Source organism: Actinomadura sp. B10D3, assembly GCF_039871695.1.
Classification (GTDB): Bacteria; Actinomycetota; Actinomycetes; order Streptosporangiales; family Streptosporangiaceae; genus Spirillospora; species Spirillospora madurae.
In genome coordinates, this window is sequence record NZ_JBDPLY010000040.1 from 42,425 (window position 1) to 68,977 (window position 26,553).

The window sequence follows — 26,553 nt, forward strand, 5'->3', positions numbered from 1 at the left end:
GGCCTCGCCCGGGACGGATTCCGGGCTTCACGTCGGGGAACTCCCCCGGTATGGAGACGAGACCGTGGACGTCGGGCAAGGCCACCCGATCGCCCTTCGTCCTGCCGAGCGGGCTGCGCGGTCGCCTCGCCGGGAGCGTCATGTTCCGGATGAACAGGCAGGACGAGGTCGCCGCTCTGCTCGACGTGCGCCCGGGCGAGGACGTCCTGGAGGTAGGGTACGGGCCGGGCGCCCTGACCCGCCGCCTGACCCGCGCCACCACCGGGCGGGTGTGCGGCGTGGACCCGTCCCCGCAGATGCAGAGGATGGCCCGGAAGCACGCACCGCGGGCGGACCTCCGCATCGGCACCGCCGCCGACACCGGCTTCGGCGGCGCCGAGTTCGACTGCGTCGTCTCGGTCAACAACGTCGCGATCTGGCCGAGCCTTGAGGCCGGCCTGGACGAACTGCGCCGCGTCACGCGCCCCGGAGGCCGTGTCCTGATCGCCGAGCACGGCGGCAAGGGGTCGTCCAGGCTCGCCCGCCGCCTCGCCCTGCCGGCCGAGCAGCTCGACCGCATCGAGCGCGAGTTGCGCCGCCGCTTCGCCACCGTCACCCGCCGCGACCTCTCCGACCTCACCACCTTCACGGCCTGCCGCACCTGACCCCGATCCGCCCGGCCGTGCAACAGATCCGGAGGGCCGCGCGTCCTGGGAGTGATGGAAGGGACGGCCTCTTGAACGACGACGGCGTGACGTACGAGGAATTCGTGGCGACCCGTGCCCAGGCGCTGCTGCGTTACGGCTATGTGCTCACCGGAAACGCCCATGACGCGGCGGACCTGCTGCAGGAGGGGCTGATCAGGTTGCGCGGCGCATGGGGCCGGGTCGCGAACAAGAGCGACCCCGAAGGCTACGTCCGGAGGATCATGGCGCGGCAGCACATCAGCGCCTGGCGGCGGCGAAGACGCGAGCGGCTGGTCCGGTCCGTCCCGGAAGGGCGCTACGACGACCCCGGCCTGGACAGGGCTGAGCACGATCCGCGGCTGTGGGAGGCGCTCACGGCGCTTCCGCAGCGGCAGCGGGCGGTGCTGGTCCTGCGGTACTACGAGGACCTGTCCGACGAGGAGATCGCCGAGACGCTCGGCATATCGCGCGGGACGGTGCGCAGCCAGGCCGCCCGCGCACTCGACAAGCTTCGCGCGGACTGGCGTCCGGCCGCCGCGTCCACGGCGGGAGGGCACCATGACCGATGAGCTGGACCGGGCGCTGCAAGGCACCCTGGCGACCGCCGCGGACGCGGCGCCGACCGTCCCGCCGGGACTGCTGGAACAGGTGGAGGCGGGGCATCGCAGGAGGGTGCGCCGCCGGGTCTCGGCCACCGTGCTCGCCGTCGCGGTGGTCCTGGGCGGGACGAGCGCGGCCGGCGCGATGCTGCGCGGTGACGGTCCGCCGCCCGCCGCCGGGCCCGGGAAGCTGAGGCCGGTGACCGCCGCCGAGCTGGGCACGCCCGTCAAGGTGCGCGACCGGTGGCCGGACGCCGTGCGCAGCGTGCCGCGGACGCTGCCCGACGGGCGCCCGCTGAGCCCGATCACGCTCCTGGACGGCCACAGGCTGATCGGGACGACCGCCTCGGCGTCCGGGATCGTCGACCGGGTGTGGGCGTACGACCTCAAGACCGGCAAGGCGGACGTCATCGCCCGGATCGTCCCGCCGAAGGGGCCGAAGCCCTATGACGCGGCCTTCGCCGTGGGCGACGACCAGGTGGCCTGGGGCCTGGCCCGCAGGACCGGTGGCCGGACGGTGACGGAGATCTGGACCGCCCCGCTGGCGGGCGGCCAGGCGCGCAGGATCGCCGAGGCGGGGTCGCCGACGTCCGGCCTGTTCATCGAGGACCGGACCGTGATCTGGGAGACCGAGCAGGGCGTGTTCCGGGTGCCCCTGGCGGGCGGACCGGCCGCGAAGATCGCGGGCAGCACGGGGTTCCGGGTCGTCTCCTGGCCCTGGCTCGGCTCGCCGGGGACGGACGCGGACAAGGCCGGGAGCATCCGCTACCGGGACCTGTGGAACGTGCGGACGGGGGAGCGGCGCAAGGCCGTCCTCGCGCCGTTCAAAGGCTCGTGGTCCTGCGGGGTGACCTGGTGCGTCGGCAGGCCCACGGACACCGCCTACCGGGGCAAGCCCATGCACAACGCGGTCCAGCGCAGGGACGGAAAGGCCGGGCGGCTGCTGCTCGCGGAGCACTTCACCGACCAGAACCTGATCGGCGACCGGTTCGTCCTCTACCGGGCTCCCGGGATGACGTCCTCGAAGGTGACCCTCTACGACCTGCGGAGCGGAAAGCTGCTCGACATCGAGATAGGCAAGGGCTTCAGCGGGTTCAGGGTCGGCCACACGATGATCTTCGCCATCGGCGACCGTGAGACGAAGGCGATCGACCTCTCCGCGATCCGCTGACGGCGCGGCCGGCCCGCGCTCGCGGGCCGGCCGGCGCGGGTCAGGACGCGGGGAGGCCGAGGGCGCGGGCGATCAGCATGCGCTGGACCTCCGAGGTGCCCTCGCCCACTTCGAGGATCTTCGCGTCGCGGTAGAAGCGGCCGACGGCGTACTCGTTCATGAAGCCGTAGCCGCCGAAGATCTGGGTGGCCTCGCGTGCGTTGTCCATGGCGGCGTTGGAGGCGGCCAGCTTGGCGATCGCGGCCTCCTTCTTGAACGGCTCGCCCGCCAGCATCTTCGCCGCGGCGGCGTAGTAGGCGAGGCGGGAGGTGTGCGCGCGCAGCTCCATGTCGGCGATCTTGAACTGCATGGCCTGGTAGCGGCCGATCTCCTTGCCGAACGCCTGCCGCTCGTGGACGTAGCGCAGGCACTCGTCCACGCACCCCTGGGCGAGGCCGACCGACAGGGCGGCGATCGCGATGCGGCCCTCGTCCAGGATGCGCAGGAACTGGGCGTAGCCCCGGCCCCGCTCGCCGACCAGGTTCTCCGCCGGCACCCGGACGTCGTCGAACGACAGCTCGCGGGTGTCGGACGCCGACCAGCCGACCTTGGAGTACTTGCGCCCGACGGTGAAGCCCGGCGTGCCGTTCGGGACGATGATCGTGGAGATCTCGTCGTCGCCGGTGAACGCGGTGACGGTCACGAACGCGGTGATGTCGGTGCCGGAGTTGGTGATGAACGCCTTCGAGCCGTTGATCACCCAGGAGTCGCCGTCCAGCCGCGCCGTGGTGCGCATGCCGCCGGGCACGTCCGACCCGCCGCCCGGCTCGGTCAGCCCGAAGCCCGCCAGCTTCTCCCCGGACGTGAGCAGCGGCAGCCACCGCTCCTTCTGTCCCGCCGAACCGAACCGGTAGATCGGCATCGCGCCGAGCGACACCCCGGCCTCCAGCGTGATCGCCACCGAGGAGTCGACGCGCGCCAGCTCCTCCAGGGCGAGGCAGAGGGCGAAGTAGTCGCCGCCCATGCCGCCGTGCTCCTCGGGGAACGGCAGCCCGAACAGCCCCATCTTGCCCATCGCCGCGACGATCTCGTACGGGAACTCGCCGCGCTCGTACAGGTCGCCGATCACCGGGGCGACCGTCTCGCGGGCGAACCGCTCGACCGTGCGCCGCAGCTCCTCCTGCTCGTCGGTGAGCGTGAAGTCGATCATCTGGGCTACTCCGAATCCGGTGAGGGTGACAGGGCTTGGACCACGCGGGACGGGCTGGGACGGCCCAGGTGGCCGGCCATCCAGCCGCTCGTGGCGACGAGCGCGTCCAGGTCGACGCCCGTCTCCACGCCGAGGCCGTCCAGCATCCAGACGAGGTCCTCGGTGGGCAGGTTGCCGGTGGCGCTCTCCGCGTACGGGCAGCCGCCGAGGCCGCCCGCCGACGCGTCCACGACGGTGACGCCCGCCTGGAGCGCGGCCAGGGTGTTGGCGAGCGCCTGCCCGTAGGTGTCGTGGAAGTGGACGGCGAGCCGGTCGGTGCCGATGCCCGCGGCCACGAAGGCCTCGATGAGCGCGGTGACGTGGCCGGGCGTGCCGACGCCGATGGTGTCGCCGATGCTGAGCTGCGAGCAGCCCATGTCCATCATGCGGGACGCCACGGACACGACCTGCTCGATCGGGACGCCGCCCTCCCACGGGTCGCCGAACGCCATCGACACGTAGGCGCGCACCCAGAGGCCCTCGGCGCGGGCCCGCTCCACGACGGGGGCGAACATCGCGAGCGACTCGTCCACGGTGCGGTTCAGGTTGCGGCGCGCGAACGTCTCGGTCGCGCTGCCGAAGATCGCGATCTCGGTGACGCCGTTGGCGAGCGCCCGGTCCAGGCCCCGCTCGTTCGGGACGAGGACCGGGTAGCGCAGCTCGGGCGAGCGCGGCAGGACGCCCAGCAGCTCCTCGGCGTCCGCGAGCTGCGGCACCCACTTGGGGTGGACGAAGCTCGTGGTCTCGATCGTGCGCAGGCCCGCGTCCGCGAGCCGGGTCACGAACTCCGCCTTGACCCCGGCGGGGACGACCGCCTTCTCGTTCTGCAGCCCGTCCCGGGGCCCGACCTCGTAGATCGTGACCCGCTCGGGAAGGCCGGGCAGCGGTACCGGCATCCTCACGCCTCCTCGATCACGGCCAGCACCGCGTCGAGCGTGACCTGCGCGCCCGCGCGGACCGGCAGCTTGGCCACGACGCCGGCGAGCGGCGCGGTGACCGTGTGCTCCATCTTCATCGCCTCGACGACCACCAGCGGCTGTCCGGCGTCGACGTGGTCGCCCTCGGCCGCCTTGACGGCCAGGACCGTCCCCGGCATCGGGCTGCGCAGCACCCCGTCGCCCGTGGCGCCCGCGGCGGCGCCGCCCTCGGCGCGGACGTGCTCGCTCAGCGCCCACGCGTGCCCGTCCCGGCCGAGCCACAGCGTTCGCCCGTCGTGGGCGGCCTCGAACGAGGTCGTCCTTCCACCGTAGGTCAGCGTGAAGGGCCTGGTCAGTGACGCGTCGACCGGCGGGTCGCCGCCGACGGCGACGCGGGCGGACGCGGCCCGCCCCTGCACCCGGACCTCCACCGGGTCGCCGCCGGACGGGGTGATGATCCACGGCGCCCACGCGTGCGCGCCGGGACGCCAGCCGTCCGGGACGTCCCACGGGTCGTCGCCGGATTCGAGGGCGAGCATCCGCTCCAGCGCCGCGGCGGCGAGCACCTCCGGCGGGACGGCCGTGCCCGAGAGCAGGTCGTCCAGGGACCGCTCGACCAGCCCCGTGTCGAGCTCGCCCGACACCACGGCCGGGTGCCGGAGCAGGGCCCGCAGGAACGCGACGTTCGTCGGGACGCCGAGGAGCGTGTATCCGGCGAGCGCGCGGTCGAGGCGGTGCAGGGCCTCGGCGCGGTCGGCGCCGTGCACGATGACCTTGGCGAGCATCGGGTCGTAGGAGCCGCCGACCTCCGTCCCGGTGTCGAGACCGGAGTCGACGCGGGCGCCGTCGGGCTCGGTCAGCGACAGCACGCGCCCGCCCGTCGGCAGGAACCCCCGCGCCGGATCCTCGGCGTAGACGCGCGCCTCGATGGAGTGGCCGTCCAGGCGGACGTCGTCCTGCGCGAACGGCAGCGGCTCGCCCGCGGCCACCCGGAGTTGGAGCTCGACCAGGTCGAGGCCCGTGACCAGCTCCGTGACCGGGTGCTCGACCTGGAGCCGGGTGTTCATCTCCATGAAGAAGAACTCGTCCGGGCGGTCGGCGGAGACGATGTACTCGACCGTTCCCGCGCCCACGTACCCGACGGCCCGCGCGGCGGCGACGGCTGCGGCGCCCATGCGCTCCCGGGCCTCGGGCCCCAGCAGCGGCGACGGCGCCTCCTCGATGATCTTCTGGTGGCGGCGCTGCAGGCTGCACTCGCGCTCGCCCAGATGGACCGCGCCGCCGTGCGCGTCGGCGAAGACCTGGATCTCGATGTGCCGCGGGTTCTCGACGAACCGCTCGGCGAGCAGCGTGTCGTCGCCGAACGAGCCCCGCGCCTCGCGGCGGGCGGACGCGATGGCCTCCGGCAGGCCGGCCGCGTCCCGGACGAGCCGCATGCCCTTCCCGCCGCCGCCCGCCGACGGCTTGAGCAGCACCGGAAGCCCGACCTCCAGCGCGGCGGCCTTCAACTCGGCGTCGGACAGGCCGGGTTCGTCCCTGCCCGGGACGACCGGGACGCCGGCCGCCGCGACCGTCCGCTTGGCCCGGATCTTGTCGCCCATCGCCTCGATGGCCTCCGCCGGCGGGCCGATGAACACCAGCCCCGCCGCGCCGCAGGCCCGCGCGAAGGCCGTGTTCTCGGCCAGGAACCCGTACCCGGGATGGACGGCCGCCGCCCCGGCCGCCCGCGCGGCCGAGACCACCGCCTCGATGTCCAGGTACGACGGGATGCGGAACGCCTCGTCCGCCTCCCGCACGTGCCGCGACCGGGCGTCGGCGTCGGTGTGAACGGCCACCGACCGGACGCCGAGCCGCCGCAGCGTGCGGAAGACGCGGACGGCGATCTCCCCGCGGTTGGCGACCAGGACGCTGTCGAACATCAACACCCTCACATCCGGAAGACGCCGTAGCCGACCGGCTCCAGCGGTGCGTTGGCCGCGACCGACAGCCCGAGCCCCAGCACGCGCCGGGTGTCGAGCGGGTCGATCACTCCGTCGTCCCAGAGCCGCGCCGTCGAGTAGTACGGGTTCCCCTGCGCCTCGTACTGCTCGCGGATCGGCGCCTTGAACCCTTCCTCGTCCTGCGCGGACCATTCCTCGCCGCGCGCCTCCATCTGGTCGCGCCGGACGGTCGCGAGGACGCTCGCCGCCTGCTCGCCGCCCATGACCGAGATGCGGGCGTTCGGCCACATCCACAGGAAGCGCGGCGAGTACGCCCGCCCGCACATCGCGTAGTTCCCGGCGCCGAACGAGCCGCCGATCACGACGGTGAACTTCGGGACGCGGGCGCACGCGACCGCGGTGACCATCTTGGCGCCGTGCTTGGCGATGCCGCCGGCCTCGTACTCGCGCCCGACCATGAACCCGGTGATGTTCTGCAGGAACACCAGCGGGACGCTGCGCCGGTCGCACAGCTCGATGAAGTGCGCGCCCTTCTGCGCCGACTCGCTGAACAGGATCCCGTTGTTCGCGACGATCCCCACCGGGTGCCCGTGGATCCGCGCGAAGCCGGTGACGAGGGTGGCGCCGTACTCCTTCTTGAACTCCTGGAAGCGGCTGCCGTCCACGATCCGGGCGATGACCTCGCGCACGTCGAAGGGGGTGCGCGAGTCGGGCGGGACGATCCCGTACAGCTCGGCCGGGTCGGCGGCCGGCTCCTCGGGCGGCGCGACGTCCCAGGGCCGGGGCTCGCGCAGCCCCAGCGTACCGACGATGTCGCGGACGATCCGCAGCGCGTGCGCGTCGTCCTCGGCGAGGTGGTCGGTCACCCCGGACGTGCGGGAGTGCAGCTCGCCGCCGCCCAGCTCCTCGGCCGTCACGACCTCGCCGGTCGCGGCCTTCACCAGCGGCGGGCCGCCGAGGAAGATCGTCCCCTGGCCGCGGACGATGACCGCCTCGTCGCTCATCGCCGGGACGTAGGCGCCGCCCGCCGTGCACGACCCCATCACCGCGGCGATCTGCGGGATGCCCCGCCCCGACATCGTGGCCTGGTTGTAGAAGATGCGGCCGAAGTGCTCGCGGTCGGGGAACACCTCGTCCTGCCGGGGCAGGAACGCGCCGCCGGAGTCGACCAGGTAGACGCAGGGGAGCCGGTTGTGCAGCGCCACCTCCTGCGCGCGCAGATGCTTCTTCACCGTGATCGGGTAGTACGTGCCGCCCTTGACCGTCGCGTCGTTGGCGACCACGACGCACTCGCGGCCGGAGATCCGCCCGACGCCGGTGATGATGCCCGCGCCCGGCGCCTCGTCCCCGTACATGCCGTTCGCGGCCAGCGGCGACAGCTCCAGGAAGGGCGAGCCGGGATCGAGGAGCGTGTCGACCCGGTCGCGGGGGAGCAGCTTCCCGCGCGCCACGTGCCGCTCGCGGGCCCGCTCCGGCCCGCCGCGCCCCGCCCGGTCGATGCGGTCGCGCAGCTCCGCGGCGAGGGCCTCGTTGTGGGCGGCGCTCGCCTTGAACGCCTCGCCCGCGACGTCGGCGCGGGTGCCGATCTCGGGTCCGCTCATGACCCCCCTTCCCGGTTAACGCTCATTAACAATGCCGATGTTAACGCCCGTTAACAACTCTAGTCTAGACTGGCCGGCATGACGTCCCCAGCGGCGGCGGAGCCCGCCGGCCCGCCGAACCCGCGGCGCGCCGAGATCCTCGGCGCCGCCGCCGAGTTGTTCGCGCGCCGCGGCTACCACGGGGCCTCCATCGGCGACCTCGGCCGCGCCGTCGGGCTCACCGGGCCCGCCCTCTACCGGCACTTCAGCGGGAAGGAGGCGGTGCTCGCCGAGATGCTCCTCGACATCAGCGAGCGGCTGCTCGCCGAGGGCGCCCGCCGCGCCGCCGACCCCGATCCCCGGCGGGCCCTGGACGCGCTGCTGCGCTGGCACATCGCCTTCTCGCTCGACAACCCCGCGCTGATCACCGTGCACGAGCGCGAGCTGGACAACGTCCCCGAACCGCAGCGGCACCGGATCCGCCGGCTCCAGCGCGCCTACGTCGAGGAATGGGTCGGGGTCCTGCGCCGCCTCAGCCCCGGCCTGCCGGACGACCGGACCCGCGCGGCCGTCCACGCGTGCTTCGGCCTGCTCAACTCCACCCCGCGCAGCGCCGCCGGGCTCGACCGCGACGCGATGGGCGACCTCCTGCACGGCATGGCCCGCGCGGCGCTGGAAGGCGCCCGCTAGCGGACCCCGGCGCCCGTCAGCAGGACGCCGCGCGCCCGTCCAGGGAGCGCTCGATCGCCCGCGCGAACGTCGCGGCGTCCGTCCCCGCCCGGTCGAAGATCTTCTGGACGCAGCCGCGGAACGTGCCGCTGAACGTGCTGTAGTGCGGGGTCACCGGACGCGGCTCGGCCCGCCCGAGCGCGGTCACCACGGCCCGGCCGAGCCGGGTGAGCTGCGCCGCGTCGGGCACGTCGGTCTCGCCGGGACCGAGCGGCTCCCCGGTCAGGGACGAGCACGTCCGCACCTTCACGTCGGCGGGCGAGCTGCGGCCCGGCGACAGGCCGAGCGCCGAGGAGCGGCCGGGCGCGAACCCGCCGCACGAGAACAGCAGGCGCTGGCTGTCCGTCCCGCTCAGGAACGCCACCAGATCGGCCGCGTCATCGGGGTTGGGGGAGAACTTCGACACCGCGAGGTTCTGCCCGCCGAGCACGGTGCGGCCCGGCAGCGCGCTCACCCCGAACCGCAGGCGGGTGCCGTCCCGCATGCGGGGCTCGGACGCGAGCACCGAGAACGCGTACGGCCAGTTGCGCATCAGTTTCGTCCCCGACGCGAACGCCTCGATGCTCTTCAGCTCGTCGTACTGGCGGGACGGCGCGAGCGGCCCGTGCGCCAGCGGCGCGAGCCGGGTGAGCGCCGGATACACCGTGTCGCGCAGGTCGTCCTCCTCCGGGCGGCCCGCGCCCGTGAGGCGCCCGGCGGCGCCGTCGTTCCACACCGCCTCCAGCGCGTTCACGGTGAGGCCCTCGTAGTCGGAGAGCTGCATCGCGACGTTGCCGGACAGCAGCCCCGGCCACGCGGTCGGCGGCGTCACGCCCTCCCAGTGGTAGAGGAGGCCGACGTCCACGTTGAACGGGACGGCGTACTGCTCGCCGTCGTACTCGCCCGTCCGCAGCGCGGCGGGGAAGAAGTCTTCCCGGTCCTCGATGTCGTCGAGCGGCCGCAGGTAGCCGCTGCCCGCGAACTGCGCCGTCCACGTGTTGTCCATGATCAGGACGTCGTAGGCGCAGCCGCCCGACTCCTGCACCGCCTTGAGCTGGCTGTGCTGGAGGTCGGTGGACTCCGACACCTCCACGAGCGTCGCGTGCGGGTGCGGCCGGCCGCCGGGGTAGCGGGTCTCGTTCCACTGCCGGATCAGCGCCCGGCGCTGGTTCTTCAGGCTGACGTCGGTGCCGCCGGCGACCAGCAGCTCCGAGCGGTCGCAGTCGCCCTCGATCCCCTGGTAGGACGAATCCGGCCTCAGCAGCACCACCATGCCGACGACCAGGACGAGCGCGGCCCCGGCGGCGGCGCTGACCCACGCCCGCCGGCCCTTCGGCAGGAACCGTCCTCCCCTCATCGCAGCTCCGACAGGAGTTCGGCCGCCTGCTCGGCCTCGGGCGCGTCGGTCAGCCGCACGCACCGCCCGCCGTCCGGGCCGAACGCGTCCACGATCTGCCGCACGGGCGCGGAGCCGCACGCCGCCGGACCGGTCAGCACGACCGTCAGCCGCAGGCCCGGGTGCCGGTCGCGGAACTCGCCCGACAGCCATTCCGTGCGGGAGCCGATGCCGGGGTTGGTCGCGGGTGACTGTCCGTCGGTGACGAGGATGATGTTCTGCCTGCCCGACCCGACGTCGGCCGCCGCGATCGCGTCGCTGAGCGGCTGGTCGGCGCCGCCGGACGCGACCGCCTGCAGCCGGCTCGCCACCGCGCTCTTCTGGTCCGGCGACGCGGTGTCCTGGGGAACGTTCCCGAACGTCTCCCGGCTGCCGGCCGGCGCCGTCGACGACGACACCTGCAGGCTCACGCGGTCGTTGCTCTGCAACTGCGTCACCAGGCTGCGCAGGAACGAGGTGCCGCGGGCGAGGCGCGAGCCGTCGCGCCCCGGGGTCGCGCCGCCCATCGACCCGGACACGTCCAGCATCAGCGACACCGGGATCCTCGGACGGGCGGCGCCGATGCGGTCGAGCGTCCGCTGGACGCCCTCCGCCGGCTGGAGCCCCACGACGGGCGGCATCACCCGGTTGCCGACCACGCTCTGGAGCCGCGACAGGTAGTGGTGCGCGGCATCGCCCTCGTTCGCGGGCGGGATCACGCCGCGCTCGTCCCGGAAGCCCTGCGCCGTCAGGGGATTGCGTTCGAGCCAGCGGCGGAGGTCGGCGACCGCGGCGTCCCGCTCCCGCGTGTCCTGGCCGCGCCACCGGACCTGGACGAACGGGTAGTCGAGCGTCGGCAGGTCGGTCGCGTAGTACGGGTGCAGCCGCCACGCCGCGTAGGGGGCCGCGTCCGCGTCGACGGCGCCGCAGCGGTCGTCGCCGAGCGGGCGGCCCATGTCGTAGTCGTGCAGCACCTGCTCGGGGACGGCGACGGCGATGTCGTCCGGCGGCTCGGACGCCTGCGCGGCGGCCTGCTGGCGGAACCGGCACAGCAGCGACACCGCGTCCGGCGCCACGAGGTCGGCGGGCTCGGCGAACCGCTCGTCCTCCCGGTCGTCGCCGTCCGGCGTCGCGTCGTACAGCGCGGGAGTGACCGCCAGCGCGGCCGTCGACGTCTCGGGGATGGGACGGGCGATGGCGCGCAGCCTCACCCCGGCGTCGGCGAAGCGCTTCAGCAGTGCCGCCGTGTCCGTCGCGATGGGTGCGGCGATCGGGTCGGCGACGGACTCGTGGGCCTTGGTGAACAGCGCCAGCACGAGCGGCGACGTCCCGAGCGTCCCGCGCGGGCGGAAGAGGGGATCACCCTTCGCCGCGCCGGCCGCGCCCGCCTCCGCCGCCCCGGCTTGGCCCGCGCCCTTCGGGACGAAGTCGTACTCGGCCGTCGACGACGGCACCCAGATGTCGGGCTGCGGGCCGAAGAGCTGCTGCGCGTCGCTGTGCCGCTCGTCGGCGGGCTCGCTGCGCCGCCACAGCAGCCGGAACCCGTCGTACAGCGGGACCGGCCCCGTCTCGGGGACCACGGTGACGCTGTACTTGCGGCAGCCGCGGTCGTCCCGGCCGTCGCCGGCGAACTCGGCCGCCGCGGCGCGCAGCGGCGTGAGCGTCTCCGGCGCGGTCAGCACCCGCAGCTCCAGCGGTTGCCCGCACGCCCCCGTGCGCTCGCCCAGCCGGTGGACGCCGACGCCGGCGAGCAGGACCAGCGCCATCACCGCGGCCCCGGCGACCCACCACGCCAGTGCCGCGCCGCCCCACTTCAGCGCCCTCGACACCCGCTCCATGACGGCGTGCGCGTGGTCGGGGTAGAAGGCGAACAGGCCCGCCGTCACCGCCGCGATGACCAGCAGGGAGACCGCCGCGTTGAGCCAGAACGCACCGTGGACGAGCGTCACCCCGAGGCTGATGACCACGGTGGACGCCAGGTCGAGGACCAGCACCTGGAGCAGCCGGCGGAGCCAGCCCGGTAATCCGTCCCGGCGTGCCGGGGGCCGTGACCGGTCGCCGTCGCCGCCGTGCGGTCCCGTCATCACGCCCCATCGCCGCGTAGGTCTCGTTCCTTCGGCCCCCCGGCACTGCGATCACATGATACGTAGCCGCACGGTCGCGGTCAGCGGCTTTCCCGACCGGCCGGGGGGATCCGCCCGCCGTGAGGACCCGGGGCCCCGGCCTCTTGACGGGGCGCCAGCAACATAGGTCAGATGGACGCGGGTCACCCCACGGACGGGCGAGGGCCGCCGGACCGGACAAAGGAGAGCCTCATGGGCGTTGAGGGCGTCGGCTTCTACGAGATCGCGCGCAACCACCCCGATCGTCCCGCCGTGCTGGCCGCGGGCGTGCCGATGACCTACGGCGAGCTGCACGCCGAGGTGAACCGCCTCTCCAACGCGCTGGTCGACCTCGGCCTGCGGCCCGGCGACGCGCTGGCGACCGTCCTCGGCAACCGGCCCGAGTTCCTCACCGTCCTGCTCGCCGCCACGCAGTCGGGGCTCTACCTCGTTCCCGCGAGCCGCCACCTGACCGTGTCCGAGATCGGCTACATCCTGGCCGACAGCGGCGCCAAGGCCGTCATCACCGAGAGCGCGCTCGCCGGCGCGGTCTCCAGCGCCGCCGAGGAGGCGGGCATTACCGCCGACGCGCGGCTCGGCGTCGACCCCGCCGAGGGGTACCGCACGACTGCCTCGCTGTGCGCCTCGGCCAGCGCCGACCCGCCCGCCAAGCGGCAGATGGGCTCGATCATGCTCTACACGTCCGGGACGACGGGACGGCCGAAGGGCGTGCGGCGGCCCCTGCTCGACATCCCGCCCGAGATGCTCATCGAGGTCATGCGGCAGACGCTGATGCGCCATCTCGGCCTCGAACCCGGCGACGAGGTCCACCTCGCCATCGGGCCCCTCTACCACTCCGCGCCGTGCGTCCACGCGATGATGGCGCTCAACCTCGGGCACGCCATCGTCGTCGCCCCGCAGTTCCGTCCCGAGCACACCCTGGAGCTGATCCAGCGGCACCGCGTCACCAACACCTTCATGGTGCCGACGATGTTCCACCGGATGCTGGCCCTGCCGGACGACGTCCGCGCCCGCTACGACGTGTCGTCGCTGCGGCAGGTGTTCCACAGCGCCGCGCCCGTCCCCGTGGAGACCAAGCAGCGGATGATGGACTGGTGGGGGCCCGTCCTCTACGAGTACTACGGTTCCACCGAGAGCGGCCCCGTCGTCGTCGCGAAGCCGCACGACTGGCTCGCCCACCCCGGGACGGTCGGATGCCCGGTCGACGGCGTCCAGATCAAGATCCTCGACCCGGCGGGCGCCGAGCTGCCGCCGGGGGAGACGGGTCTGATCTACGCGACCGGCCAGCCCGGGTTCGAGTACCACGGCGACCCGGACAAGACCGCCTCCAGCATGCGGGGCGAGTACTACACCCCCGGCGACCTCGGCCACCTCGACGAGGACGGCTGGCTCTACATGAGCGACCGCCGCACCGACCTGATCATCTCCGGCGGGGTGAACATCTACCCGGCCGAGATCGAGTCGGCGCTGCTGCAGCATCCGGCGGTCGGCGACGTCGTCGTCATCGGCGTCCCGGACGAGGACTGGGGGCAGAGCGTCGTCGCGCTCGTCGAGCCCGCCGAGGGCGCCGAGCCCGGCGACGCCCTCGCCGCCGAACTGCTCGCGCACTGCGGGCCGCGCCTGTCCAAGCTCAAGCACCCGCGGCGCCTGGAGTTCCGCGAGACGCTGCCGCGCACCCCGTCCGGCAAACTCAGCCGCCGCCGCATGCGGGAGGACTACCTGCGGGAACACGACGGCTGAGCCCGGCGGGGCGAACGGGTCGCAAGTCGTTGCCGGAAACGTCGAACGCCTCCCGGTGTTCGTGCGTACCACGGCACATGGAAGACCAGAAGGTCGCCCCGATCGACAACGTCGCCCCGACCCCCGCCGCCACGACGCAGACCGACCTTCCCGTCATCACCGACCCGGCCGCCTACGCCGAGGGCGACCCCGCGCCCTCCGGCGGCCAGGTCGGGGGACCGGACGCGGCGCGGGCGTCCGCGGACGCCGCGGCGCTGCTCCAGGCCGCGTCGGACGCCGCCCGCGCGCCCGCGCGGCAGACCGACCCGTCGGCCGACCTGACCATCCCGGCCGGCGCGGGGCAGCCGCCGGCCCTCGAAGACGACCGCGCCGGGATCGCACGCCTCGGTGACCCGGTCGCGGTCTGGCCGTGCGCCGGCTGCGGACGGCCCGTGCCGCAGCCGGTGCGCGGCGCCCGCACCGTCCGCTACTGCCAGGACGGGGACGGCGCGTGCGAGAAGGCCGCGCTGGCGAGCCGCGAGCGCGGCCTCGAATCCCCCGGCCTCACCGGCCAGGTCGCCTGGACGTGGGAGATGGTCGACCGGCTGGAGGGCCTCGCCGACCGGCTCGCCGGATCGCTGATGTCCGAGCTGAGCGTCGCCGGCGTCGAGCGGCGGGTCGCCGACGTCCGCGCCGAGGCCGCCGGGCAGGTCGCGATCGCGCAGCGGGAGCGCGACGAGTCCCAGCGGCAGGCGCGGCTCGCGTGGCGGGAGACGTCCACCGCGCGGGCCCGGGCGGAGGCCGCCGAGCAGGAGGCCGCGTCCGCCCGCGCGGAGGCCGAGCGCCTCGCCGCCGAACGCGACGCCGCGCGCCAGGAGTGCCAGGAGGCCGAGGACGACGCCGAGGGCGCCCGCGCGGCCCGCCTCGCCGCCGAGCGCGAACGCGACCGGATGGCCTCCCGGGAGGGCGAGCTGCTCTCCTCCCTGGAGAGCGCCCGCGCGGAGCTGGTCTCGCTGCACGGGCGGCTGTCGGAGGCCGAGACCCTCGTCGAGGGGCAGCGCGTCGAGGCCGAGGCCGCCACCCGCGCCGCCGATGACCTGCGCTCGGCCGTCCGCGACGCCGAGGCCAAGCGGGGGCAGGCCGTCGCCGACCGCGACCAGATCCAGGCGCGGGCCCGCGAGCTCGAACAGCACACCTGGCAGCTCACCCGCACCGCCGACGAGCTGCGCGCCGCGGTCCGGGCGCTCACCGCCGAACGGGACGCCGCCCGCGCCGAGGCCGACCGCGCCCGCCGCCGCGTCGACGCGCTCACCGCGGCGGTCGACGGGCAGCCCGGCCCGCGCCCGCCCGTCGACCGGGAGCCGCCGACCGGGCTGCACTCCCTGCCGCCGATGAACGGGTCCCTGTTGGACATCGGGGGCGACCCGCTCGCCACCGACCCGCTCCGTCACAACAGCCGTAACGGGCACAACGGCCCCAACGGATACGGACATCGCCTTCCCCATGCCGGCTGACGGTCACGCCGGTCGGAGGACGCGCATATGGAGGAGGTGAGGCCAACCCCACACTGCACTGGCCCTGAGACCGGCCGCCGTACCGCACCGGGGTGGTACGGCGGCCGGTGCTAGTCCCCGCCCTCCAGGAGCCGGGCGTAGTCGACGGCCCCCGCGTGCACGGCGGCGTGCACGGCGCGGGCGATCCTCGACCCCCATGTCGAGCGCGGGCCCGCGAAGATCTCCTCCTGCCCGCCGGTCTCGACCACGACGCAGATGGCGTCCGACGCCGTCCCCGTGCACGGGAACCCCGCTTCGAGCAGTCCCTGCGTCTTGGCCTCGGTGGCGGTGACGACCGCGTTCACCAGCGCCGCGTCGCTCATCGGCACCGGCACGCCGACCACGATGTTGACGGTCCCGGGCGCTCGGGCGGGCTCGGACGCGCCGCCCTCCGCGAGCGGTGCCAGCTCGGGATCGGGCGTCCCGGCGGGCGCGGCGGCCCAGGTCGGGACGCGCAGCCCGACCGTCGCCGACACGCTCACCCCTTCGTCGTCGCGCCGCATGGTGCGCGCCACCGACGCCGCCGTGAGCATCCCGGCGCCCCGGCCGTCCAGCCCCTGCGACGCCGCCAGCTCTGCCAGGTGCGCGACGGGGTCCGTCCGCGAGTAGCTGCCCGGGACCTGCGCGTTCAGCACCCAGCGCGCCGGGCCGATGCCGCCGCCGAGCATCGCCGAGGAGATCATCCGGTGCCCGGGGCCCGGCCGCCACACGGTCATGGCGAGCCGCGCGCCGTCCTCCTCGCGCCACACCGTCTCGATGTTCACGGACGCTCCAGTGACAGGATCGGCCGGCCGCCCGGACCGGACGTGACGTGCACCCGCGCGCCGAAATGCTCCTCGACCGTCGCGCGGGTGAGGACCTGCTCGGGCCGCCCCGCCGCGGCGACCCGCCCGCCCGACAGCAGGACCAGGCCGTCGGCGTACTGCCCCGCCAGGGTCAGGTCGTGGATCGTGGTCACGACCGTGAGCTCGTCGGACAGCCGCAGCTGGTCGATCAGCTCCAGCACCTGCTGCTGGTGGCCGATGTCCAGCGCGGTGGTCGGCTCGTCCAGCAGGAGCACGGAGGCCTGCTGGGCGAGCGCGCGGGCCAGCACCACGCGCTGCCGCTCCCCGCCGGACAGGTGGTCGAGCGGGCGGGCGGAGAAGGCGGTGAGGTCCAGCCTGCCGAGCACCTCGCCGGTGATGGCCCGGTCGCGCGCGCTCTCGCGCCCGAGATGCGGGATGTAGGGGGAGCGGCCCAGCAGGGCGTAGTCGAACACCGTCATGCCGACCGGGAGGTTCGGGCTCTGCGGGGCGTAGGCGACGAGCCGGGCGCGCTGCCGCGGCTTGAGCGTCTGCAGGTCCTCGCCCGCGAGGGCGATCTCGCCGCGGGACGGGACGAGCCCGAGGACCGCGCGCAGCAGCGTCGACTTCCCCGCGCCGTTCGGCCCGATGACCGCCGTCCACGTCCCGGCGGGGACGTCCAGCGACACCCCCTCCAGCACCGGCCGCCCGCCGAGCGCGACGTCCAGCCCCCGCACCGCGACCGTCACGTGTCCACCTGCCTGCGGGAGGCGCGCAGCACCACGACGAAGAACGGCCCGCCGACGAACGCCGTCACGACGCCGAGCGGCAGCTCGCCCGGCTTGACCGCCGTCCGCGCCACCAGGTCCGCCGCCTCCAGGAACGCCGCCCCGCCGAGCAGCGACAGCGGCAGCACGATCCGGTACGAGCCGCCCGCCAGCCGCCGCACGATGTGCGGCACGACGATGCCGACGAACGCGATCAGCCCGCTCACCGCGACCGCGGACGCCGTCGCCAGCGACGCCGCCACCAGCACCGTCAGCCGCACCCGCGACGCCGCCAGCCCGAGCGACGCCGCCTCCTCGTCCCCGACGCTCAGCACGTCCAGCAGCCGGCCGTGCGCGAGCAGCACGACCGCCGACACCAGCGCGTACGGGGCCACCAGACCGAGCTGGTGCCAGTCGGCCGTCCCGACGCCGCCGAGGATCCACGAGAAGATCCGCTGCAGCTCCTGCGCGTTCATCTGCTGGATGAACGTCTGCACCGCCGCCAGGAACGACGACACCGCCACCCCCGCCAGCACCAGCGTGGCCGCCCCGTTCCCGCGTCCCGCCGCGACGTTGCCGAGCGCGTACGCCAGGAACACCCCGCCCATGGCGCCGGCGAACGCGGCCAGCGGCACCCCGTATCCGGGGTCGCCCGGCACCAGCACGATCACCACCGTCGCGCCGACCCCCGCACCGGCCGCCGCGCCGAGCAGGTACGGGTCGGCGAGCGGGTTGCGGAACACGCCCTGGTATCCGGCGCCCGCCACCGCCAGCATCCCCCCGGCCAGCGCCGCCATCAGCGCCCGCGGCACGCGCAGCTCGAACAGCACGTTCTCGTCGATCACCCCGAACCCCGAGTCGACGTGCACGAACGGGATCTTGTCGGCGAGGGCCTTCAGGACCCCCGCCACCGGCAGCCCGGCCGCCCCGACCAGCACCCCGGCCAGCAGGGCCGCCACCAGCAGGCCCACCGCCACCGCGAGCGGCAGCGGCCGCAGCCGGGCCTGCTGCCGCGCCTCCCCCCGCCCGCGCCACGCGGGCTTCTGCCCGCGTCGCGCAGACGTCTTGGTCTGGTCGTCGGGGACGTCTCCGGAGCGGGCCGGGCGCTTGCTCACGGGCGGGAGTCCCCGGTCACTGGACCTTCTGGGCGGCGTCGCCGATCGCCTTCACGAACTCCGGCAGGCGGGGACCCCAGCGGGAGGCGATGTCGTCGTCGAGTTCGACCACGCCCTGGCCCTTGACGGCCTTGAGGTCCGACCAGCCGGGGCGCTTGCCGAGGGCGGCGGCGTTCTGCCCGCAGCACTTGGTGTCGGCCAGGAAGATCAGGTCCGGGTCCTGCTTGAGCAGGTACTCGCGGGACAGCTGCGGGTATCCGCCGGACGCCTTCCCGGCCTTGTCGGCGATGTTCTGTAGGCCGAACAGCGCGTACACCTGGCCAACGAACGTCTGCGACGTCACCGAGTGAAGCTGCTGGTCGAGCTCGTGGTAGTAGGTGAGGCCCTTGGCCTTGGACGACGCGGCGACCGTCCGCTGGATCGAGGCCCGCATGCCGTCGGTGACCTTCTTCGCCTCGGCGGTGTGGCCGGTGGCCTGTCCGAGGTCGGTGATCTCGTCGTAGGCGTCGTCCAGCTTCGCCGCCGCCGGCTCCAGCAGGACCGGCACCTTCACCTTCTCCAGCGCCTTGACCACGCCGTTCAGGTCGTCGGACAGCACGACGAGGTCCGGCTTGTAAGCGATGATCGCCTCGGCGTTCGGCTTGAAGCCGGACAGCTTCGTCTTCGGCGCGTTCGCCGGGTGGTTGGAGTACTCGTCCACCGCCACCACCTGCGGACCGGCGCCGATCGCGAACAGCGTCTCGGTGTGGGTGGGGGAGAGGGACACGATCCGCTTCGGCTTCGCCGGCACCGTCACCGCGCCGTTCGCGGCCTGGACGGTGACGGACTGCTCGGCGGACGTCGTCCCGTCTCCGGACGCCGCGTCGTCGCCGCCGCATGCGGAGGCGAACAGGACGGCGCCGATGGCCATCACCGCGCCGAGGGTGCGTACGGGTCTCACAGGAGCCTCCATGCTGCGGGAAGCCGCGGCCCGCTCAGGACGGATCGCCCTTCCACGAGGTCGACGGTCGTCGGCGCGCGAGGAGGCGACCTGGCTCGGCCACTCGGAAGGGCACCACAGTTGCGGGACAGCGCCGGATTCTCACCGGACTTCGCTCCAGGCGCGCAGCATCGCAACGGTATCAGCCCATGAGTGCGGGTCTGTCGGAATCCGCGGAGTGAGTAGTATACTCACTTCGACATTGACGGAGTGAGTACTCACTCCGTAGCCTGGCGGGCATGGAGCAGAAGAGACGGCGGCGCGCTCCCGGGATGAGCCCCCCGGAACGCCGCGAAATGATCGTCCGGACCGCGCTGCCGCTGGTCGCCGAGCACGGCACCGCCGTCACGACCGGCCAGATCGCCCGCGCGGCCGGGATCGGCGAGGCCACGATCTTCCGGGTGTTCGCCGACAAGGAGGAACTGCTGGACGCGTGCGTCGCCGAGGCGCTCCGGGGCGAGCACGTCCTCGCGGAGATCGAGGCGATCCCGCTCGACCAGCCGCTGCCCGCCCGCCTCGCCGAGGCCGCCGCCGCGGTGGAGGCCTACCTCACCCGCATGGGCCTGGTCATCGGCGCGCTGCACGCCACCGGCCGCGGCGGGCGCGGCCTGCCCGGCGGCCGCGACCATCCCGGCGCCGGGCGCGAGAACGCGATGACCCGCACCCGCGACGCCCTCGCCGACCTGTTCGAACCGGAACGCGACCGGCTGCGCCTGCCCGCCGAGCAGATCGCGAGCCTGTTCATGGGCCTGCTCTTCACCCGCTCCCGCCCGCCCGGCGGCCCCGAGACGCCCGACCCGCTGCCGGTCGACGACTACCTGGACGTCTTCCTCCACGGAGCCCTCAAGGAAGGAGCCCCCGAATGACGATCACGCTCAACCACACGATCGTGACCGCCGCCGACAACGACGAGGCCGCCCGCTTCTTCGCCACCGTCATGGGGCTGCCCTACACCGGCGTCCACCCGCACGCGCGGCACTTCGTCCCGATCCGCGTGAACGACGAGCTCACCCTCGACTTCATGACCGTCGCCTACCCGCAGGGCCACCACCTGGCCTTCGACGTGGACGCCGCCACCTTCGACACCGTCCGGGACCGCCTCGACGCCCGCGAGATCCCGTACGGCGACGACCCCGCCCACCCGGACAACGGGCGGGTCGACGAGAACCACCCGCTGGGCGGGCGCGGCCTCTTCTTCTCCGACTCCAGCGGCAACCTCTACGAGCTCATCGCCCCGTGACGGTCTTGAGGAACTCCCGGGTGCGCCTGCGGTCGTCGCCCGGCATGTACTCGCCGGCGACGAAATCGGTGACGCCGGCCTTCGCCAGCTCTTCCAGCTTCGCCGCGACCGCGTCCTCGTCCCCGACGACCGCGAGGTCTCCGGGGCCCTCGACGCCCTCCCGGTCCATCATCGCCCGGTAGGACGGCAGCGTCCCGTACACCTCGAACGTCTTCGCGGCCCGCTCCCTGGCCCGCTCCACGTCGTCGGTCACGCAGACCGGGAGGCAGCACACGACCCGCGGCGCGTCCCGTCCGGCCGCCTGTGCCGCCGCGGTGATGGTCGGCGCGATGTGGTCGCGCACGGTCACCGGACCGGTCATCCAGAGCACCGTCCCGTCCGCGCGTTCCGCCGCCAGCTTCAGCATCTTGGGCCCGAGCGCGGCGAGCAGCAGGGGCACGCGCCCCTCGTTCTGGACGCTCAACCCGATGTTCCCCGTCACGGTCTCACCGGTGAACGCGGCGCTCTCCCCGTTCAGCAGGGGCACCAGGACCGACAGGTACTCGTCCATGTGCCGGATCGGCCGGCCGAAGTCGTACCCGTACATGTCCTCGATCACGATCTTGTGGGACAGCCCGATGCCGAGCGTCAGCCGCCCCTGCAACGCCAGCGCGGTCGTGCGCGCCTGCTGCGCCATGACGGCCGGGTGCCGCGGATACGTCGGCACCACGGCGGTCCCCAGTTCGATGCCCGGCACCCCCTGCCCCGCCACGGCCAGCGCGGTCAGCGCGTCCAGCCCGAAAATCTGCGAGAGCCACGCCGAGGGGAACCCGTCGTCCGCCGCCTGCCGCACATCGTCCGCCAGTTCGGCGAGCGCATCCGCACCGCCACGCTCGCTCAGCAACACACCGACCCGCACAGCACCCTCCCCAGAACCGGAATAACCCGATCCTTACACATGCCCCATAAACGCCGATCATGAAGAGGTCACAACAAGATGTGCATGGCGCGACATGTGGTGATGGCGGGGCGTGGTGTGAGCGAGGCGCTCATGATCCCTGCCGTAGCCGTCATCTGCCGGCGACGCCTCCCCGGGGTCGAGCCCGGCGTCCACGCGGGCACCTGCCGTCGCCGCCGACTTCGACCGGGCTCTCCTGAACGCTTCCTCCGAGGGCTCGACCTGAACCGTGAGGCTGTGAACGCGGCCACGTCACCGGCTCAGGGCACGACAGCGGGGCGGCCCGGAAAGTCAGGAGTCGCGGATCGCGCGGTCTCGGCCCTCCATGAAGAAGTCCAGCAGCGCGGTGGCCCCGGGCAGGACGCGCAAGGGCCGCGCGGCACCGAAGGCGGTGTTCCAGAACTCCCCATGCCGCGGCTCCCACGGGCCGACATACGCGTAGGGCTCGTTCACCTGTTCGTCTCCGGGCGACACTCCGTAATTGACGGCATCGACCGCGATGCCCAGATCGAAGTGTTCCGGCCAGAGCACAGGCGTGATCTCCGGCGCGAACCTGGTGAGAGCCGCCTGCCCTTGCCCGAACGCCTGGACGATCTGATGGGCCGCCTCCGCGTCGACTCCCAGGACCTCGTCCAGACCGACACCGCTGCCATCCTTGTACAGGTCTCCGACACCCCCTGCCTCAACATTCACAGCCGCGCCCAGCTCGCGGCACGTAGCCCCGTTCAAGGGAACCTCACGGTCGCCGGACACCAGCTCGGTCTCGTTCACCCGCAGGTCGGGGGCCTGGATCGTCCCGAACCCGCCCGGCACGACCCGCAGCCGTATCGTCCCGCTGTGCCGGTATTGAGGCCCTGCCAGTACGAGCTCCGCGACCCCGTGCAACGAACGGCGAGCCGTGGCCAAAGTCTCCGCATCGACGGTCATGCCCCCATTCTTCCCCCGCACCCACACAGGATCCGCGCCGCGGCCGCCCGCGCTGCCCCCCCCCGAGCCGCGGGCCGTCGGCACGATGCCCGCCGGCTTTCACCGCCGTTGGGCCGGACCGCGCCGGTCAGACCTCGTCCTCACCAGCATGCGAACCGGCCAGAGTCGCAGATGGATCGGCGGAGCGCCGCGTCCGCGACCGGTGCCGCCGGCCTTCGACCGCGGCGCCGTCATGCGGGCCGCGGTCTCGAGGCCTGGTCTGCCCACGACGTTGATGACGAGCTAGGACGCCGGCCACTCGGTGATGTAGTCGAAGTCACCGGTCACAATCCGTCCGGGCCGCCATGCGGCGCGTACTTCCGCGCCAGCTCCCTGTCGTTCTCCGCCCACTTGCGATGCCGGGCGGCCGACTGGAGATGCAGATCCGCCTCCTCGGGATGTGCGGCGGCCATCCCCTCCAGCAGGGACGCGGCCCGATCATGGGCGCGCGCCGAGGAGACCATCGCTTGGCGCGCGTACTCGTCAGCCTCGCGCCTCTGCTTCGCACGCGCCCCGGCCTGGTCGGGACGGCGTTCACCGCCCCGCCGCGCCCTCAGCCGAGACGCACGGTCGTCGCCGTCCATACCAGCCACTCCGACGCCCGAGCCCACCGAAGAACCAGCCCACCACCCACATCCCCCTACCTACCCACCCCCCACCCCCAGCCACCCCGCAACTCCACCCCGAAACCCCGCCCCTCCGGCCCGCAGGCCAGCCCGCGCGACCCTGCCCCACGCCTCCGGCCCGCGGAACCTATTCCGCACCCGTGGCTCGCGCCTGCGGCTCGCAGGGCGAGGGTGGGCTGGTGGAGGCCCTGGGTGTCCGGTCTGCGGGGCTTGGTCTGCACCCGTGGCTCACGCCTTCGGCCTTCAGGCCGAAGATGGGCTCGTGGACGCGGCGGCACCGTTCTCTGCCGGGGACCTGGACCGGGGCATCGGCGACATCGCCGTGCCTACGCCCGCGGAGGTGTGGGGGGCGGGCTTGTGATCATCCAGCGGTGTCCGAACGGGTCGATGACGACGCCGTTGCGGCCGTAGGGGTAGTCCGCCACGGGACGGTCGGGGAAGGCGCCCATCTCGACCGCGCGGGAGAAGACGACATCGACGTCCGGGACGGACAGGTAGAGCGATTGGCTGGGGCCGCCGCGGGCCTTCGGGCCCAGCAGGCCCAGCTCGGGCCACTCGTCGGCGAGCATCAGCACGGAGTCGCCGAGGGCGAGCTCGGCGTGGCCGACCCGCCCGTCCTCCATCATTGTCGGCTCGCTGTGCAGCTCGGCGCCGAACGCGTCGGCGTACCAGCGCAGGGCATGCTGCCCGTCGTCAACGCACAGGTACGGGGTGAGCGTTCGAACTCGGGCTTTCGTCTCGTGGACGTTGCTCGTGGCCATGGTGTCTCCCGTGGGTTGAAGCAGCGCGCGCCGCAGACGTTCGCGCAGGCGTGCCGCGAAGGCCGGGTCCGGGTCGACGGGGACGACCGGTGTGCGGAGAGCCTCCAGCGGATCAGTCATCGTGGCCCTCCTTTCCGCGGTCTCCGGGGCCCGGTCTCGGTGGTGAACAGTGGTCGTTGTAGGCGTGCCTGAAGGCCGTCCGGGCCCGTGTCAGCAGCGCCTCGGTGGCATGGAGCGTCCGGCCGAGATGCTCGGCGACCTGCGGGACGGACAGCCCGTCCAGGTAGCGGAGCGTCAGCGCGGCCCGATGGTGGGGCCCCAGCTTTTCGAGGACCTCCCGGGCGAGGAGTGCGTCCACGCGCTCGTCCCATGGATCCTCCGAGGTGCCGGGAACGCCCCTGTCCATCGCCTGGAGGCCGCGTTGCTCCCGTGCCGCCCGCCGCCAGTGGTCGGCCAACTTGTGTCGCGCCACGCCGACCAGCCAGGCGACGGACAACATCGGCGGGGGCTCCTTCCGCACGGCCTCGACCGCGGCCAGGAAGGTTTCCGCCGTCAGGTCCTCGGCCAGCGCCCGCCGGCCGCACCGGGACAGCAGGTAGCCGTAGACCTCGGGCAGGGCCTCGTCGTAGAGATCGAGCAGCGCCGGCCCCGGGTCGGGCTGGAGGCGTCCCGGGTGGTTCATATCCCTCCATCGCTCGGCGGGCCGATCCTCCGACGGGTGGGAGTGAAAAAATCGGCGAGGACGTGATGGACGATCATGGAGGCGTGGTGATTCCCGAACCGCTGACCCTCTACACCGCGGACGGCGTGCGGATCGACGCAGGTCATGCCAGGGGTGACGGGAATGTGTGCTTCGTCCTCGCGCACGGGTTCACGTGCTCGTGGCGGCAGCCCGCACTCCGCCGGATCGCGGGCGCCCTCAACCGGCACGGTGGCGTGATCGGGCTCGACTTCCGCGGGCACGGCAGGTCGGGCGGACGCTCCACGGTCGGTGACCGGGAGGTGCTCGACGTGGACGCGGCGGTCGCGGCGGCACGCCGACGCGGGTACGAACGGATCGTCCTGACGGGCTTCTCCATGGGTGGGGCGATCGTCGTCCGGTATGCGGCGTTGCACGGTGGGGTCGACGCGGTGGTCTCGGTCAGCGCGCCCGCACGCTGGTACTACCGCGGGACGGTCCCGATGCGGCGCGTGCATTGGGTCATCGAGCGGCGGATGGGGCGGATGGCGGTCCGGCTGGCACGGGGAACACGGATCGCGCCGAACGGATGGGACCCGGTGCCCGAGGCGCCGCACGAGGTCGTCGGCCGGATCGCGCCGGTGCCGCTCCTCGTCGTCCACGGCGACGCGGACCCATACTTTCCCCTCGAACACGGACATCAGCTGTTCGGCGCCGCGGCCGACCCGCGGGAGTTGTGGATCGAGCCCGCGTTCGGGCACGCCGAAACGGCCGCCACCCCTGACTTGATCAAGCGCATCGGCGCCTGGGCGACCGGCGCGGTCTCCGCGATGCCGGGACGCGGCAACACCCCGGCGGAATCCCCGGGGTGACACCCGCAAGCCATCTTGCTCTGACCTGGGGAAACTCGAAGTTATCCACATTTTCGCGGCGCTCCTCGCGGTGACCGCCGGGCGGGCATCATCGGTTCACATGAACGGCTTCAGCCTCACCTGGAAGCGAACGACTGCCGGCATCGTCCCCGTCGGCCCCGGCGCGTACTTCGTCCCCGTGAAGGGAGCCTCCCTCATGGCTCGCGCCGCCGCGTTGAGCGGCCTCCTTCCGGACGACGTCGTCATCGCGCGCCGTACGGCCGCGTGGATATGGGGCCTCGACGTATTACCCCCGGGAGTGAACGAAGCCGACTGGGACGTCGAGCTCATCACTCCCCGATCACCCGAAACCGACTCCGGCCTGCCTCCGGTCACCGCCGAGCACGCGGCACTTCCGGCCGACCATGTCGTGGAGAGAACCGATGTACGCGTCACGAGCCTTGCCCGCACCGCACTGGACTGTGCGCGATGGCTTCCCCGCTATGAAGCGGTCGCGGCCCTCGACCAATTCCTCCGGCGCGGTGTGGACCCCGGCGAACTCACCGCGATGGCCCGGACCCTCCCGGGCTACCGCGGCAACAAACGGCTGCGCCAGAACGTCCGGCTCGGCGATCGCGGCGCGGCCTCCCCCGGCGAGAGCTGGACCCGCGTCGCCGTAGTGGAGGCCGGGTTCCCGCCGCCGAAGACACAGGTGCAGGTGATGGGACCCCGAGGGCACTGGTGGTACATCGACCTCGGTTACCCGGAATACCGCGTCGGCTTGGAATATGACGGCGACCGGCACCACACCGGCCGCGAAGCCCGTGCCCACGACACCGAGCGCCGGTGCTGGCTCGCCAAGGAGGCGGGCTGGGACGTCATCCCCGTGAGCAAGAACTTCCTCACCCGCCCAGCGCCCTATCTGGAGGCTCTCCTGACGGCATTACTCCAGCGCGGCTGGAAACCGACGACGCCACCATGGACCAGGTGGCCGCGCGCCTGGCCTTCCTGCGACGCCGGCGAGGCGAAGCCAACGGAGCCCGGCGCTGGGCTAGTGTCCCGCGCCAGGAATTCGATCAAGATATGAGGCGAGGCGTTCGAGGATCTCGTCGGCGGTCTTGGTCCAGGTGAAGGGCCTGGGGTTTTCGTTCCACGTCTTGATCCAGTCGCGGATGTCGTTTTCCAGGGCGCGGAGGGTCTTGTGGACGCCGCGCTGGAGGCGTTGCTCGGAGAGCACGCCGAACCACCGCTCGACCTGGTTCAGCCAGGAGG

At 73.3% G+C, this 26,553-nt stretch carries 25 protein-coding genes, 1 pseudogene and 1 riboswitch; of the genes and pseudogenes, 10 read left to right on the forward strand and 16 right to left on the reverse strand.

Annotated features, from left to right (window positions below; translation table 11 throughout):
- Positions 1-50: 50 nt before the first annotated feature.
- The 3 genes from ABGB11_RS38415 to ABGB11_RS38425 all read left to right on the forward strand — a co-directional run bounded on the left by ABGB11_RS38415 (position 51) and on the right by ABGB11_RS38425 (position 2,435).
- Positions 51-644: a methyltransferase domain-containing protein gene (locus tag ABGB11_RS38415; RefSeq protein ID WP_347640426.1), complete on the forward strand. Its 594-nt coding sequence runs from the start codon at positions 51-53 to the stop codon at positions 642-644.
- A gap of 71 nt (positions 645-715) precedes the next feature.
- On the forward strand, positions 716-1,234 hold the full coding sequence (locus tag ABGB11_RS38420; protein WP_347640427.1) for a SigE family RNA polymerase sigma factor: 519 nt from the start codon (positions 716-718) through the stop codon (positions 1,232-1,234).
- Entirely contained in the window at positions 1,224-2,435 is a 1,212-nt protein-coding gene (locus ABGB11_RS38425; protein ID WP_347640428.1) for a hypothetical protein, read from the forward strand. Before ABGB11_RS38420 ends, ABGB11_RS38425 begins: the two co-directional genes overlap by 11 nt.
- 40 nt (positions 2,436-2,475) lie before the next feature.
- Here ABGB11_RS38425 and ABGB11_RS38430 read toward each other — a convergent pair whose 3' ends face one another.
- From ABGB11_RS38430 to ABGB11_RS38445, 4 genes are read right to left on the reverse strand one after another with little or no spacing between them, the layout of a single operon-like run.
- Positions 2,476-3,624 (reverse strand): acyl-CoA dehydrogenase family protein, encoded by a 1,149-nt coding sequence (locus ABGB11_RS38430; protein ID WP_347640429.1) that lies wholly within the window; start codon positions 3,622-3,624, stop codon positions 2,476-2,478.
- A 5-nt stretch (positions 3,625-3,629) separates the two neighbouring features.
- A complete protein-coding gene (locus tag ABGB11_RS38435; protein WP_347640430.1) occupies positions 3,630-4,559 on the reverse strand; it encodes a hydroxymethylglutaryl-CoA lyase in 930 nt (309 codons plus the stop codon).
- Positions 4,560-4,561: 2 nt separating this feature from the next.
- Entirely contained in the window at positions 4,562-6,499 is a 1,938-nt protein-coding gene (locus ABGB11_RS38440) for a biotin carboxylase N-terminal domain-containing protein (protein ID WP_347640431.1), read from the reverse strand.
- Positions 6,500-6,507: 8 nt separating this feature from the next.
- Positions 6,508-8,121: a carboxyl transferase domain-containing protein gene (locus ABGB11_RS38445; RefSeq protein WP_347640432.1), complete on the reverse strand. Its 1,614-nt coding sequence runs from the start codon at positions 8,119-8,121 to the stop codon at positions 6,508-6,510.
- Positions 8,122-8,199: 78 nt separating this feature from the next.
- On the opposite strand from ABGB11_RS38445, the gene ABGB11_RS38450 reads away from it, so the two are divergent.
- The gene (locus tag ABGB11_RS38450; RefSeq protein ID WP_347640433.1) at positions 8,200-8,790 is read left to right on the forward strand and encodes a TetR/AcrR family transcriptional regulator; all 591 of its coding nucleotides are present in this window, start codon (positions 8,200-8,202) and stop codon (positions 8,788-8,790) included.
- 16 nt (positions 8,791-8,806) lie between these two features.
- Here ABGB11_RS38450 and ABGB11_RS38455 read toward each other — a convergent pair whose 3' ends face one another.
- On the reverse strand, positions 8,807-10,165 hold the full coding sequence (locus ABGB11_RS38455) for an extracellular solute-binding protein (RefSeq protein WP_347640434.1): 1,359 nt from the start codon (positions 10,163-10,165) through the stop codon (positions 8,807-8,809).
- Positions 10,162-12,267, reverse strand: coding sequence for a hypothetical protein (locus tag ABGB11_RS38460; protein WP_347640435.1), 2,106 nt, complete (start codon positions 12,265-12,267; stop codon positions 10,162-10,164). The genes ABGB11_RS38455 and ABGB11_RS38460 overlap by 4 nt, the downstream gene beginning before the upstream one ends.
- A 231-nt stretch (positions 12,268-12,498) precedes the next feature.
- Here ABGB11_RS38460 and ABGB11_RS38465 point away from each other — a divergent pair, with 231 nt between their 5' ends.
- Positions 12,499-14,046: an AMP-binding protein gene (locus ABGB11_RS38465; protein ID WP_347640436.1), complete on the forward strand. Its 1,548-nt coding sequence runs from the start codon at positions 12,499-12,501 to the stop codon at positions 14,044-14,046.
- 77 nt (positions 14,047-14,123) lie between these two features.
- Positions 14,124-15,539, forward strand: a complete 1,416-nt coding sequence (locus ABGB11_RS38470; RefSeq protein WP_347640437.1) for a chromosome segregation ATPase — start codon at positions 14,124-14,126, stop codon at positions 15,537-15,539.
- Positions 15,540-15,649: 110 nt separating this feature from the next.
- On the opposite strand, the gene ABGB11_RS38475 is transcribed toward ABGB11_RS38470, so the two are convergent.
- From ABGB11_RS38475 to ABGB11_RS38490, 4 genes are all read right to left on the reverse strand, one after another.
- Positions 15,650-16,342: an adenosylcobinamide amidohydrolase gene (locus tag ABGB11_RS38475; protein WP_347640438.1), complete on the reverse strand. Its 693-nt coding sequence runs from the start codon at positions 16,340-16,342 to the stop codon at positions 15,650-15,652.
- On the reverse strand, positions 16,339-17,109 hold the full coding sequence (locus ABGB11_RS38480) for an ABC transporter ATP-binding protein (RefSeq protein WP_347640439.1): 771 nt from the start codon (positions 17,107-17,109) through the stop codon (positions 16,339-16,341). The genes ABGB11_RS38475 and ABGB11_RS38480 overlap by 4 nt, the downstream gene beginning before the upstream one ends.
- Positions 17,106-18,125 carry an iron ABC transporter permease gene (locus tag ABGB11_RS38485; RefSeq protein WP_347640452.1) on the reverse strand — a complete coding sequence of 340 codons (1,020 nt, stop codon included), beginning with the start codon at positions 18,123-18,125 and terminating at the stop codon, positions 17,106-17,108. Before ABGB11_RS38485 ends, ABGB11_RS38480 begins: the two co-directional genes overlap by 4 nt.
- Positions 18,126-18,258: 133 nt before the next feature.
- Positions 18,259-19,182 (reverse strand): ABC transporter substrate-binding protein, encoded by a 924-nt coding sequence (locus tag ABGB11_RS38490; protein WP_347640440.1) that lies wholly within the window; start codon positions 19,180-19,182, stop codon positions 18,259-18,261.
- 69 nt (positions 19,183-19,251) lie between these two features.
- A riboswitch (cobalamin riboswitch) is annotated at positions 19,252-19,372 on the reverse strand.
- A gap of 88 nt (positions 19,373-19,460) precedes the next feature.
- Between ABGB11_RS38490 and ABGB11_RS38495 the strand changes: the two genes are divergently transcribed.
- Both ABGB11_RS38495 and ABGB11_RS38500 read left to right on the forward strand, forming a co-directional pair.
- Positions 19,461-20,087 (forward strand): TetR/AcrR family transcriptional regulator, encoded by a 627-nt coding sequence (locus ABGB11_RS38495; protein WP_347640441.1) that lies wholly within the window; start codon positions 19,461-19,463, stop codon positions 20,085-20,087.
- A complete protein-coding gene (locus ABGB11_RS38500) occupies positions 20,084-20,461 on the forward strand; it encodes a VOC family protein (RefSeq protein ID WP_347640442.1) in 378 nt (125 codons plus the stop codon). Before ABGB11_RS38495 ends, ABGB11_RS38500 begins: the two co-directional genes overlap by 4 nt.
- Here ABGB11_RS38500 and ABGB11_RS38505 read toward each other — a convergent pair.
- The 5 genes from ABGB11_RS38505 to ABGB11_RS38525 all read right to left on the reverse strand — a co-directional run bounded on the left by ABGB11_RS38505 (position 20,448) and on the right by ABGB11_RS38525 (position 24,433).
- Positions 20,448-21,359, reverse strand: coding sequence for an LLM class F420-dependent oxidoreductase (locus ABGB11_RS38505; RefSeq protein WP_347640443.1), 912 nt, complete (start codon positions 21,357-21,359; stop codon positions 20,448-20,450). The two genes, ABGB11_RS38500 and ABGB11_RS38505, sit on opposite strands and share 14 nt — an antisense overlap.
- A 330-nt stretch (positions 21,360-21,689) precedes the next feature.
- On the reverse strand, positions 21,690-22,325 hold the full coding sequence (locus ABGB11_RS38510) for a hypothetical protein (protein WP_347640444.1): 636 nt from the start codon (positions 22,323-22,325) through the stop codon (positions 21,690-21,692).
- Between the two features lie 323 nt (positions 22,326-22,648).
- Positions 22,649-22,948, reverse strand: a complete 300-nt coding sequence (locus tag ABGB11_RS38515) for a hypothetical protein (protein ID WP_347640445.1) — start codon at positions 22,946-22,948, stop codon at positions 22,649-22,651.
- Positions 22,949-23,316: 368 nt separating this feature from the next.
- Complete coding sequence (locus ABGB11_RS38520) at positions 23,317-23,871, reverse strand: VOC family protein (protein WP_347640446.1); 555 nt, start codon at positions 23,869-23,871, stop codon at positions 23,317-23,319.
- On the reverse strand, positions 23,864-24,433 hold the full coding sequence (locus tag ABGB11_RS38525) for a sigma-70 family RNA polymerase sigma factor (RefSeq protein ID WP_347640447.1): 570 nt from the start codon (positions 24,431-24,433) through the stop codon (positions 23,864-23,866). Before ABGB11_RS38525 ends, ABGB11_RS38520 begins: the two co-directional genes overlap by 8 nt.
- A gap of 83 nt (positions 24,434-24,516) precedes the next feature.
- Between ABGB11_RS38525 and ABGB11_RS38530 the strand changes: the two genes are divergently transcribed.
- Both ABGB11_RS38530 and ABGB11_RS38535 read left to right on the forward strand, forming a co-directional pair.
- Positions 24,517-25,302 (forward strand): alpha/beta fold hydrolase, encoded by a 786-nt coding sequence (locus ABGB11_RS38530; RefSeq protein ID WP_347640448.1) that lies wholly within the window; start codon positions 24,517-24,519, stop codon positions 25,300-25,302.
- A 196-nt stretch (positions 25,303-25,498) separates the two neighbouring features.
- Positions 25,499-26,368 carry a hypothetical protein gene (locus tag ABGB11_RS38535; RefSeq protein ID WP_347640449.1) on the forward strand — a complete coding sequence of 290 codons (870 nt, stop codon included), beginning with the start codon at positions 25,499-25,501 and terminating at the stop codon, positions 26,366-26,368.
- Here ABGB11_RS38535 and ABGB11_RS38540 read toward each other — a convergent pair.
- Positions 26,333-26,553 (reverse strand): annotated as a pseudogene (locus tag ABGB11_RS38540) (IS630 family transposase); the annotation flags it as partial. The gene ABGB11_RS38535 and the pseudogene ABGB11_RS38540 sit on opposite strands and share 36 nt — an antisense overlap.

What these genes read in the sequence shown, in the direction of transcription:
- ABGB11_RS38515 (WP_347640445.1), bottom strand. Translation starts at nt 22,948, where the DNA reads ATGGACGGCGACGACCGTGCGTCTCGGCTGAGGGCGCGGCGGGGCGGT.
- ABGB11_RS38525 (WP_347640447.1), bottom strand. Translation starts at nt 24,433, where the DNA reads ATGAACCACCCGGGACGCCTCCAGCCCGACCCGGGGCCGGCGCTGCTC.
- ABGB11_RS38500 (WP_347640442.1), top strand. Translation starts at nt 20,084, where the DNA reads ATGACGATCACGCTCAACCACACGATCGTGACCGCCGCCGACAACGAC.
- ABGB11_RS38520 (WP_347640446.1), bottom strand. Translation starts at nt 23,871, where the DNA reads ATGACTGATCCGCTGGAGGCTCTCCGCACACCGGTCGTCCCCGTCGAC.
- ABGB11_RS38425 (WP_347640428.1), top strand. Translation starts at nt 1,224, where the DNA reads ATGACCGATGAGCTGGACCGGGCGCTGCAAGGCACCCTGGCGACCGCC.
- ABGB11_RS38415 (WP_347640426.1), top strand. Translation starts at nt 51, where the DNA reads ATGGAGACGAGACCGTGGACGTCGGGCAAGGCCACCCGATCGCCCTTC.
- ABGB11_RS38465 (WP_347640436.1), top strand. Translation starts at nt 12,499, where the DNA reads ATGGGCGTTGAGGGCGTCGGCTTCTACGAGATCGCGCGCAACCACCCC.
- ABGB11_RS38460 (WP_347640435.1), bottom strand. Translation starts at nt 12,267, where the DNA reads ATGACGGGACCGCACGGCGGCGACGGCGACCGGTCACGGCCCCCGGCA.
- ABGB11_RS38430 (WP_347640429.1), bottom strand. Translation starts at nt 3,624, where the DNA reads ATGATCGACTTCACGCTCACCGACGAGCAGGAGGAGCTGCGGCGCACG.
- ABGB11_RS38440 (WP_347640431.1), bottom strand. Translation starts at nt 6,499, where the DNA reads ATGTTCGACAGCGTCCTGGTCGCCAACCGCGGGGAGATCGCCGTCCGC.
- ABGB11_RS38455 (WP_347640434.1), bottom strand. Translation starts at nt 10,165, where the DNA reads ATGAGGGGAGGACGGTTCCTGCCGAAGGGCCGGCGGGCGTGGGTCAGC.
- ABGB11_RS38510 (WP_347640444.1), bottom strand. Translation starts at nt 22,325, where the DNA reads ATGACCGTCGATGCGGAGACTTTGGCCACGGCTCGCCGTTCGTTGCAC.
- ABGB11_RS38495 (WP_347640441.1), top strand. Translation starts at nt 19,461, where the DNA reads ATGGAGCAGAAGAGACGGCGGCGCGCTCCCGGGATGAGCCCCCCGGAA.
- ABGB11_RS38450 (WP_347640433.1), top strand. Translation starts at nt 8,200, where the DNA reads ATGACGTCCCCAGCGGCGGCGGAGCCCGCCGGCCCGCCGAACCCGCGG.
- ABGB11_RS38470 (WP_347640437.1), top strand. Translation starts at nt 14,124, where the DNA reads ATGGAAGACCAGAAGGTCGCCCCGATCGACAACGTCGCCCCGACCCCC.
- ABGB11_RS38435 (WP_347640430.1), bottom strand. Translation starts at nt 4,559, where the DNA reads ATGCCGGTACCGCTGCCCGGCCTTCCCGAGCGGGTCACGATCTACGAG.
- ABGB11_RS38445 (WP_347640432.1), bottom strand. Translation starts at nt 8,121, where the DNA reads ATGAGCGGACCCGAGATCGGCACCCGCGCCGACGTCGCGGGCGAGGCG.
- ABGB11_RS38535 (WP_347640449.1), top strand. Translation starts at nt 25,499, where the DNA reads ATGGCTCGCGCCGCCGCGTTGAGCGGCCTCCTTCCGGACGACGTCGTC.